Origin of the sequence: Curtobacterium sp. MMLR14_006, assembly GCF_001864985.1 — a bacterium.
Taxonomy (GTDB): domain Bacteria; phylum Actinomycetota; class Actinomycetes; order Actinomycetales; family Microbacteriaceae; genus Curtobacterium.
The window spans coordinates 593,685-600,797 of the sequence record NZ_MJGU01000023.1; the positions used below are offsets into that span (position 1 = coordinate 593,685).

Annotated in this window: 6 protein-coding genes; 2 read left to right on the top strand and 4 right to left on the bottom strand. The window is 70.9% G+C overall.

Annotated features, from left to right (window positions below):
* Positions 1 to 17: 17 nt before the first annotated feature.
* On the bottom strand, positions 18 to 1,553 hold the full coding sequence (locus tag BIU94_RS14605; RefSeq protein WP_139196041.1) for an amino acid permease: 1,536 nt from the start codon (positions 1,551 to 1,553) through the stop codon (positions 18 to 20).
* 119 nt (positions 1,554 to 1,672) lie between these two features.
* Here BIU94_RS14605 and BIU94_RS14610 point away from each other — a divergent pair, with 119 nt between their 5' ends.
* The gene (locus BIU94_RS14610) at positions 1,673 to 2,836 is read left to right on the top strand and encodes a mechanosensitive ion channel family protein (RefSeq protein WP_071261815.1); all 1,164 of its coding nucleotides are present in this window, start codon (positions 1,673 to 1,675) and stop codon (positions 2,834 to 2,836) included.
* 106 nt (positions 2,837 to 2,942) lie between these two features.
* On the opposite strand, the gene BIU94_RS14615 is transcribed toward BIU94_RS14610, so the two are convergent.
* Complete coding sequence (locus BIU94_RS14615) at positions 2,943 to 3,134, bottom strand: hypothetical protein (RefSeq protein ID WP_071261817.1); 192 nt, start codon at positions 3,132 to 3,134, stop codon at positions 2,943 to 2,945.
* Positions 3,135 to 3,227: 93 nt separating this feature from the next.
* On the opposite strand from BIU94_RS14615, the gene BIU94_RS14620 reads away from it, so the two are divergent.
* Positions 3,228 to 4,379 (top strand): SLC13 family permease, encoded by a 1,152-nt coding sequence (locus BIU94_RS14620; protein ID WP_071262223.1) that lies wholly within the window; start codon positions 3,228 to 3,230, stop codon positions 4,377 to 4,379.
* A 578-nt stretch (positions 4,380 to 4,957) separates the two neighbouring features.
* On the opposite strand, the gene BIU94_RS14625 is transcribed toward BIU94_RS14620, so the two are convergent.
* Positions 4,958 to 5,926, bottom strand: a complete 969-nt coding sequence (locus tag BIU94_RS14625) for a magnesium transporter CorA family protein (RefSeq protein WP_071261819.1) — start codon at positions 5,924 to 5,926, stop codon at positions 4,958 to 4,960.
* A gap of 67 nt (positions 5,927 to 5,993) precedes the next feature.
* The coding region (locus BIU94_RS14630; RefSeq protein ID WP_175472240.1) for a hypothetical protein at positions 5,994 to 7,113 on the bottom strand (1,120 nt) is incomplete at its 5' end.

Genomic DNA, 7,113 nt, shown 5'->3' on the forward strand with positions numbered 1-7,113 from the left:
GGGACAGGTGTGCTGCGCTACTCGGTGCCGCCGCCGTCGCCGCGACGCACCTGCTTGGCGGGGTCGCGGCCGGTGACCGGGTACGGACCGGTCACCCCCGACCGCAGCGAGGCGATCTGCATGATGCGGTCGCGCTGCAGGTACCACCCGAGGATGAGCAGCGGGATGACGACGACGAGCGACGCGACCGTGAAGGTGCCTCGCGGGTAGTCGATCGCCATGAGCACGATGACGGTCGCCAGGAACGCCAGGGTCAGCCAGGACGTCACGGGGGCACCGGGCAGCTTGAAGGACGGCTCCTTCGCCAGGCCCTGCTTCGCCCACGAGCGCAGCTTCATCTGGCACAGGATGATCGTGCCCCAGGCGGTGACGATGCCGAGGCTCGCGATGTTCAGCGCGATCTCGAACGCCTGAGCGGGGACGAACAGGTTGAGGATCACCCCGATGAGCGTGAACGCCGAGGTGAGCAGGATGCCGGCGAACGGCACGCCGCCCTTCGTCATCTTCGTCGTCCACTTCGGTGCCGAGCCGTTCATGCCCATCGAGTGCAGGGCGCGACCGGTCGAGTAGAGCCCGGCGTTCAGCGACGACAGCGCGGCCGTCAGCACGACGAAGTTCATGACCGACCCGATGACCTCGCCCACCTGCTGGTTGCCGATCGACGAGAAGAACGTCACGAAGGGGCTGACGCCCTCCTTGTAGGACGTGTACGGCAGCAGGAGCGACAGGAGCACCACCGAGCCGACGTAGAAGACGGCGATGCGCAGCACGACGGAGTTGATGGCGCGGGGGATGACCTTCTCGGTGTCCTGGGTCTCGCCCGAGGCCGTGCCGACGAGCTCGATCGCGGCGTACGCGAACACGACGCCCTGCACGACGAGCACGGTGGGCAGCAAGCCGGTCGGGAACAGGCCGCCGTTGTCCGACCAGATGGTGAAGCCGGTGCGGACGGTCTCGCCGCCGGTCTCGACCGGGAAGGCGAAGAACAGCCAGATGAGGGCGACCACGAGGAAGGCCACGAGCGCGGCGACCTTGATGATCGCGAACCAGAACTCGAGCTCGCCGAACACCTTGACGGCCACCAGGTTCGCGGCGAGCACGATCAGCAGCGCCGCGAGGGCGAGCGCCCACTGCGGGATCGCACGCGGTCCGGCCCAGTAGTGCAGGTAGAGCGCGACCGCGGTCGTGTCGACGATCGACGTCATCGCCCAGTTGAGGAAGTACATCCAGCCGGCCGCGTAGGCGAATTTCTCGCCGTAGAACTCACGGGCGTACGAGATGAACGACCCGGAGGACGGGCGGTGCAGCACGAGCTCGCCGAGCGCCCGGAGGATGAAGAAGGCGAACACACCCGCGATCAGGTACACGACGGCCAGGGCGGGCCCCGCGGTGTGCAGGCGGCCACCGGCGCCCAGGAAGAGTCCGGTCCCGATGGCGCCGCCGATCGCGATCATCTGCAGTTGCCGGGGCTTCAGACCGTGCTGGTAGCCCTCCTGCTCGTGCGAGAAGTCGTTCGCGGGCGCGGGGGATCCCGTGTCGTTCTGCGCTGTCATTCGCGACACGCTACAGGCGGTCCGACGTCGTGGGGCACCCCGACCCAGTTGAACGTCCGCACAGCATCGGCCCGCCGGGATCCTGGGCGCCGCACGACGTCCGTTGCTTGCATGGAGGGATGGACATCCTCCTCCGACTCCTCGTCGCGACCGGGTTCGCCCTCCTCGTCACCGCGGTCGCCGCCCTCGTCCTGCACCTGGTGCTCCGGACGATCGCGCGCCGGGAACGGTGGGCCGGCGTGCTCTCGCGGCGGACGAAGCACCCGTTCCGCACCGTCCTGCTCGTGGTCCTGCTCTGGGTCGCGTTCACCGCGAGCGTCCCGCGTGACCCGGACGCGTACCCGTGGCGGGACGAGGTCGTGCACGGCTTCCTCATCGTGACGATCGCGGTCGGCTGCTGGTTGGCCTGTCAGACCGCGATCTTCCTGGAGGACCTCGGCCTGCACCGCTTCCGCATCGACGTGCCGGACAACCGCCAGGCCCGACGCATCCGAACGCAGGTCCTCATCATCCGACGGCTCACCGTCGCCGTCCTCGTCATCATCGCCGTCGGTGCGATCCTGCTCACCTTCGACGGGGTCGAGGCAGCGGGGGCGAGCGTGCTCGCGAGCGCCGGGCTCATCTCCGTCGTCGCGGGTCTGGCAGCGCAGTCGACCCTCGGCAACGTCTTCGCGGGCATGCAGCTCGCGTTCTCCGGGTCGATCCGCGTCGACGACGTCGTCGTGGTCGAGCAGCAGTGGGGGCGCATCGAGGAGATCACCCTGACCTACGTCGTCGTGCACCTGTGGGACGACCGGCGTTTCGTGCTGCCGTCGACGTACTTCACGAGCACGCCGTTCGAGAACTGGACGCGCACGAACAGCGAACTGCTCGGTGCCGTCGAGTTCGACCTCGACTGGCGGGTCCGGCCGGGGGAGATGCGGGACGAGCTCGACCGGATCCTCGACCGCACCGAGTTGTGGGACCGTCGGGTCAAGGTGCTCCAGGTCACCGAGGCGGTGCAGGGCTGGGTGCGCATCCGGGTGCTCGCGACCTCGCACGACGCCCCGTCGCTGTTCGACCTGCGGTGCTACATCCGCGAGGAGCTCGTCGAGTGGATCCAGCGCACCCATCCGGACGCCCTGCCGGTGCAGCGCGTGCTCATGGTCGACGAGACCGCGCCGCGTCGCCGCGGCACGTCGTCCGCCGCCGACTCGGCGCTGTTCGCGCCCGGGCAGGAGGACCGCGCGGCGCTCTTCACGGGCCCGCTCCAGACGTCGGACATCCCGCGTTCGGAGCGCTGACCCCACCTGCGCAGGCAGGTGCTGTGGACGGGACCGATGACGGACGGGAGGCCCGGTGCCAACTGGCACCGGGCCTCCCGTCCGTCCTGTGGTCGCGGTGGGCGACCTACGGCTGCCGCGCCTTGACGGCGCGGTCGTCCTCGACGACCGTGCCGATCGCCACGATCGTCGTCGCGAGCCAGGCCACCCAGGTCAGGGCCAGGCGCCAGTCGCGCGGTCCCTGTCGGGTGGTCTGCAGCACGCTGTAGCCGCTGATGAGCGAACTCCACACGGCACCGTTGAACATGAACTTGCGCACAGAGGCCTCCTGTCGTCGTCCTGACAACGCTACCGGTCAGTACATTGGAGCGCCGCTGGTCGCCCGGGCCGGTGTGCTCGCGAAGGAGTGCCCGTGCGTCAGGCCGTCATCGGTGGAGCCCTGCTCCTGGTCGGCGCGGTGTGCGTCGCGCTCGGTCTGCTGCCCCTGGACGACCTCGGCGCCCTGGCCGAGCGGGTGCTGCCCGTCCTCGGCTTCGTCCTCGGGCTGACGATCGTGTCCGAGCTCGCGGCGGACGCCGGGGTGTTCGACCGGCTGGCCGACGTCGCCGCGCGGGTCGGCGGCGGCCGCACGATCGGCCTGTGGGGCGCGGTCGTCGTGCTCGCCGTGCTCTGCACCGTCTTCCTGTCCATCGACACCACCGCCGTCCTGCTGACGCCGATCGTCATCTCGCTCGCCCGACGCGTCGGCCTGCCGCCGATGCCGTTCGCGCTGACCACCGTGTGGCTGGCGAACACCGCGTCGCTGCTGCTGCCGGTGTCGAACCTCACGAACCTGCTCGCGGTCGACCGGATGGGGCTCGGCGGGCCGCTGCCCTTCGCCGGCCTGATGGTGTGGGCGGCCGTCGCCGGCGTCGTCGTGCCGTGCGCGGTCCTGCTCGTCGTGTTCCGCCGCGGACTGTTCGGGCGGTACATGCGTGTTTCGGTGCGGCAGCCGTCGGACCCGGTGTCGTTCTGGGCCGCCTCGGCCGTGCTCGTCGCGCTCGTCGTGGCGCTGACCGTGGGCGTCACGGTCTGGATCGCCGCGATCGCCGCCGCGGTCGTGCTCGTCGTCGTGTCGGTGTTCCGGGCGCCGGAGCAGCTCCGCCCCTCGCGGGTGCCGTGGTCGACGCTGCTGTTCGCGGCCGGCCTGTTCGTCGTGGTCGAGACCCTGCACGCGACGGGCGTCACCGACCCGGTCGTCCGCGCGCTCGGTTCCGGGACGGGGACCGGGCCGCTCCTGCTGCTCGGTGGCGCCGGCGCGGTGGCCGCGAACGCCATCGACAACCTGCCCGCCTACCTGGTGCTCGAGCCGGCCGCCGGCCACGAGGCACTGCGGTACGCGGCCCTGCTCATCGGCGTGAACGCGGGCTGCCTCGTGACCCCCTGGGCGTCGCTCGCGACCCTGCTCTGGCACGCGCGGCTCTCGAGCGAGGGCGTGCACCTGTCGTGGGGGCGCTACATGCTCCTCGGCTGCATCGCGGCACCGCTCACGGTCGTCGCCGGCGTGCTCGCCCTCGCGCTCTAGCCCCGGAGCGTCCCGGCGAGCCCGCTGCCCCTCCGCGGCACCGCCGCGCCGACCGATGGTGAGCAGAAGATGTCGAGCGGGTCCTGCCGACCCGACACTTTCTGCTCACTCGATGCTGGGGCGCCCGGCAACGCTCTCGGTCCCGCCCCGCTCCCCACCGCCGCGCCGACCGATCGTGAGCAGAAGATGTCGAGTGGGCCCTGCCGACCCGACACTTTCTGCTCACTCGATGCCGGGTCCGACGGCGACACCCCGGCGAGCCCCGTTGCGCTCCGTCGCGGCGACCTTCGAGTGAGCAGAAGATGTCGAGTGGGACTTGCCGACCCGACATCTTCTGCTCACTCGGTGCCGGGCACCGTCGCCGACGCCCCCGGTCGCGCCCGATGCCCGACGACGCGACCCGCTGCCCGCCGGCGAGTCCCGCTGCCCATCGTCACGCCCTTGGTGAGCAGAAGATGTCGAGTGGGACCTGCCGACCCGACATCTTCTGCTCACTCGACGCCGGGACCGACGCTCGGGCCGCGACCCCGGCGCCCGGCCGCGACCCCGGGGCCGACGCGCGACCCCGCCGCCCGGCGTCAGAGCCAGTCGCGGGAACGGAACGCGCGGTAGAGCAGCAGCGACGTCGCGATGATGAGGGAGACCGACGCGAAGAAGCCGCTCCACTGCCCCTCGCCGGGGAAGGTCACGTTCTGCCCGAAGAAGCCGGTGATCGCGGTCGGGATCGCGATGATCGCCGCCCAGCTCGTCACCTTCTTCATCACCGTGTTCTGCCGGTTCGACGCCAGGTTGAGGTTCGTGTCGAGGACGCTCGACACCGCGTCGCGCAGTTGCTCGACCGAGTCGGAGATCGAGACGAGGTGGTCCTCGACGTCGCGGAAGTACGGCCGGATGCCGGTGCCGACGGCCTCGGCGTCGCCGTGCAGCAGCGACGAGACGCCGTCGCGCGTCGGCACCACGAGCCGACGGATCACGCCGAGCGCCTTCCGCAGGCGGAACGAGCGCCGCTGGATCTGCTGCTCGCGCGGGTTGCTGCGCTCGAACAGGTCGTCCTCGAGGTCGTCGATCGCCTGCTCGATCGACTCCACCACGTCGGTGGCGTGGTCGACGACGGCGTCGAGCAGCGCCCAGACGAGCCACGGCACCCCGTGGGTGGCGACGTCGTCGTTGATCTCGAGCCGGTGCTCCATCGACGAGGTGTCGACGTCGGCGCCGTGGATCGTGACGAGGGCCCGTTCGGTGACAAAGGCCTTCACCTCGTGGGTCGCGAGCTCGCCGTCCCGCGTCCAGCCGACGTCGTAGACCACCAGGAACAGGCTGTCGCGGTAGCGGTCGAGCTTCGGGCGCTGCCCGTGCTCGAGGGCGTCCTCGACGGCGAGGGCGTGCAGCCCGAGCTCCTGCTCGACGTGCTCGAGGTCGGCGCCCTGCGGGTCGGTGTAGTCGACCCAGACGAAGGTGTCCGGATCGCTCACCAGGTCGGAGATCCGGTCGACGGGGAAGTCCTGTTCCGTGACGGCACCGTTCCGCCACGCCCGTGTCCTGACCATGCCGGTCAGCCTACTGAGACGGCCGGCCCGGGGATCCCAGGCCGGCCGTCGCGGTGTGCGGTGCGCGTCAGTAGGCGGAGACGAGCTTGCCGTCCTCGACCTTCAGGTACTCGTTGATCGCGAACTCGTCCTCGCCGTGCTCCCGGTCCCCGGTGTACGACGTGTAGTCGTACTCGACGACGCCGTCCTTCGTGCTCTGCACGATGACGTTGCCGGTGCCGGACGCCTCGAGCTCGATCTCCGGCATGGTCGTGACGTCGTACCGCACCGCCCCGTCCGCGTCGTACGGCCCGTACCAGGGGCAGTCGCTCAGCGCGCTGATGTCGGTCTTCGCCGCGCACTCCTCGATGAGGTCCGACACGTACTGGTCGACGTCGTCGTGCAGCGCCTTCGTCGGCGTCGGCTGGAAGTCGATGTAGTCGGTGGCGCGCGGCCCGACCGTCACGGACTTCGTCCCGCCGGTGAAGTACTCCGTCCCACCGACCTCGACGCCGTAGGTGCCGGGGTAGGCGAGCGACTGGAAGCGGCCGTCGGCGATCTTCCCGACCTCCTTGCCGCCGATCGTGACCGGGGCGCCCTCGAGGGCCTCGGACGCGGTCAGGGTGACGATCTGGGCGAGGGGCTGCACGATGCGCCACTCGTCCTTCACCACGAACGACGTGCCGGTGCGGCGCAGACCGATCTGGCCGGAGCGGTTCTTGCCGCCCTGGGTGTAGCTGATCGTGGCGATCGCGTTGTCCCCGCTGGTGGCGACGCGGCCCACGCGGACGTCCGTCGGGCGGTCCTTCGCGCTCTTGAGCACCGTCGAGTCGAGCATGGTGGCGTCGTCGGGCTGGTCGCTCAGGCGGCCGGCGGCGTCGGCGTCGCCGCGCTCGATCGCCTGCACGTACGACTTGACCGTCGCGCCGGGGCCCCAGACGTTCGAGCGCAGGACGCCCGCCGTGACGGCACCGGCGATGACGACGACGACCACGACGCCGCCGGCGACGAGCGAGCGGACCAGGATCTTCCGCGACCGCGCCGACATCGGCTTCGGTGCCGGGCCGTCGCCGCCGATGAAGGGCTGCGCGGGCTGGGCGACGCCGGGCGTCGCGCCCCACGCCGAGGCGGCCGGGTCGACCGGACCGCCCGTCGACCACGGCTGCGCGCCGGTCGGGGCCGGAGCGCCGGGGAACGCGCCGGCCTGC

What these genes read in the sequence shown, in the direction of transcription:
- BIU94_RS14605 (WP_139196041.1), bottom strand. Translation starts at nt 1,553, where the DNA reads ATGACAGCGCAGAACGACACGGGATCCCCCGCGCCCGCGAACGACTTC.
- BIU94_RS14610 (WP_071261815.1), top strand. Translation starts at nt 1,673, where the DNA reads ATGGACATCCTCCTCCGACTCCTCGTCGCGACCGGGTTCGCCCTCCTC.
- BIU94_RS14625 (WP_071261819.1), bottom strand. Translation starts at nt 5,926, where the DNA reads ATGGTCAGGACACGGGCGTGGCGGAACGGTGCCGTCACGGAACAGGAC.